At 71.0% G+C, this 1,875-nt stretch carries 3 protein-coding genes; all 3 read right to left on the bottom strand.

Features of this window, described 5'->3' with window-relative positions:
* Positions 1-648, bottom strand: a 648-nt coding sequence (locus ACFW48_RS38650) for an adenosylhomocysteinase (RefSeq protein WP_386323353.1), incomplete at its 3' end; no start/stop codon positions are given.
* Complete coding sequence (metF, locus tag ACFW48_RS38645) at positions 626-1,528, bottom strand: methylenetetrahydrofolate reductase [NAD(P)H] (RefSeq protein WP_386323351.1); 903 nt, start codon at positions 1,526-1,528, stop codon at positions 626-628. The genes metF and ACFW48_RS38650, both read right to left, overlap by 23 nt.
* A partial coding sequence (locus ACFW48_RS38640) for a vitamin B12 dependent-methionine synthase activation domain-containing protein (protein WP_386323349.1) occupies positions 1,525-1,875 on the bottom strand: 351 nt, incomplete at its 5' end. The genes ACFW48_RS38640 and metF, both read right to left, overlap by 4 nt.

The raw sequence follows: 1,875 nt of genomic DNA, 5'->3' as shown, positions 1-1,875 counted from the left end.
CGCCGGGAACAGGAGGGTGCCGTCGCGGTGCATCTCGTACAGGCGGTGGACGCCGGTCGTCGTCTCCTCGGTCACGCCGCGGATCTCGGACGCCATCGAGGTCCAGTCGAGGGGGCTGCGCTCCAGCAGGGCGCGTACGACGGCGAGTTCCTCGTTGTCAGCGGCCGGGAGTTCTCCCGTCTTGCGGTACTCGACGCCCTTGTGGACGAGGAGGGTGGCGTCACCGCCGTCGTCCAGGATCATGTTGGGGCCGTCGGCCCCGGGCCAGGTCAGGGCCTGCTCGGTGCACCACCAGTATTCCTCCAGGGTCTCGCCCTTCCAGGCGAAGACCGGTATGCCCGCGGCGGCGATGGCGGCGGCGGCGTGGTCCTGGGTGGAGTAGATGTTGCAGGAGACCCAGCGGACCTCGGCGCCCAGGGCGACCAGGGTCTCGATGAGTACGGCGGTCTGCACCGTCATGTGCAGGGAGCCGGTGACGCGGGCGCCGGCGAGGGGCTGGGCCTCGGCAAACTCCCTGCGAATCGCCATCAGCCCCGGCATCTCGTGCTCGGCGAGGGTGATCTCCCTGCGGCCGAACGCGGCCAGGGAGAGGTCGGCGACCTTGAAGTCCGTGGACGTCGGGGCGTCAGTGGTGGCTTGCGAGGGCACGTGAACTCCTGGATGCGTGGATGTTGGCGTGGATTTCGAGCGTCGCCGTGGAACGGTTCAGGGTGATGAAGTGCAGGCCGGGGGCGCCTTCGGCGAGCAGCCGGCCGGCCATGGCGGTGGCGTGGTCGACGCCGATGCGGTGACCGGCCGCCGGGTCGTCCCGGGCGGCCTCCAGACGGTGCGCCAGGCCCTCGGGGAAGGCGGCGCCGCTCAGTTCGGCGAAGCGCCGGATCTGCCGCACGTCGGTGGCGGGCATGATCTCCGGGATGATCGGGGTGTCGCAGCCCGCCGCGGCGACCCGGTCGCGCAGCCGGAGATAGTCGTCGGCGTCGAAGAACATCTGCGTGATGGCGTAGTCAGCCCCCGCCCGGCACTTCGCGACGAAGTGCCGGATGTCGGACTCCCAGTCGGGTGAGCGCGGGTGCCGCTCCGGGAAGGCGGCCACGCCCACGCTGAAGTCTCCCAGCTCACCGACCAGGGTCACCAGTTCGTGGGCGTGCGAGTAGCCGTCCGGGTGCGCCGTCCAGGGTCCGTTCGGGTCGCCGGGCGGGTCACCGCGCAGGGCGAGGACATCGCGGACCCCAGCGTCCGCGTACTGGCCGACGATGTGCCGCAGTTCGGCGACCGAGTGGCCCACGGCGGTGAGGTGGGCGACGGGCCGCAGGGTCGTCTCCGCCGCGATCCGTTTGGTCACCTCGACGGTCCGGGTCCGGGAGGAGCCGCCCGCGCCGTAGGTCACGGAGACGAAGGCCGGGGACAGGGCCTCGATCCGGCGGATCGTCGCCCACAGGGTGCGAGTGCCCGCCTCGGTCTTGGGCGGGAAGAACTCGAAGGAGAACGAGGGCTGGCCGCTCGCGAGGACGTCACGAAGGGTCGTCACGGGGTCCGGCCTCCTCCGGCGTTGAAGTATCCCGCCTCGGGGTGGTGGAAGACGAGGGCGTCGGTGGACTGTTCGGGGTGGAGCTGGAACTCCTCGCTGAGGTGGACGCCGATCCGTTCCGGTCGCAGCAGCCCGGCCACCTTCGCCCGGTCCTCCAGGTCGGGACAGGCCGGGTAGCCGAGGGAGTAGCGGCAGCCCTGGTACTCGGTGCGGAACATGCCGTCCATGGAGCTCGGATCTCCGGCGGAAATGCCGAGTTCGGAGCGGACGCGGGCGTGCCAGTACTCGGCGAGGGCCTCGGCGAGCTGTACGGACAGGCCGTGCAGTTCGAGGTAGTCGCGGTAGGC

The organism is Streptomyces sp. NPDC058812, from assembly GCF_042744565.1.
GTDB classification, from domain to species: domain Bacteria; phylum Actinomycetota; class Actinomycetes; order Streptomycetales; family Streptomycetaceae; genus Streptomyces; species Streptomyces thinghirensis.
The sequence above is the reverse complement of the archived record's forward strand: the minus strand, read 5'-3'. Positions and strand labels throughout refer to the sequence as shown.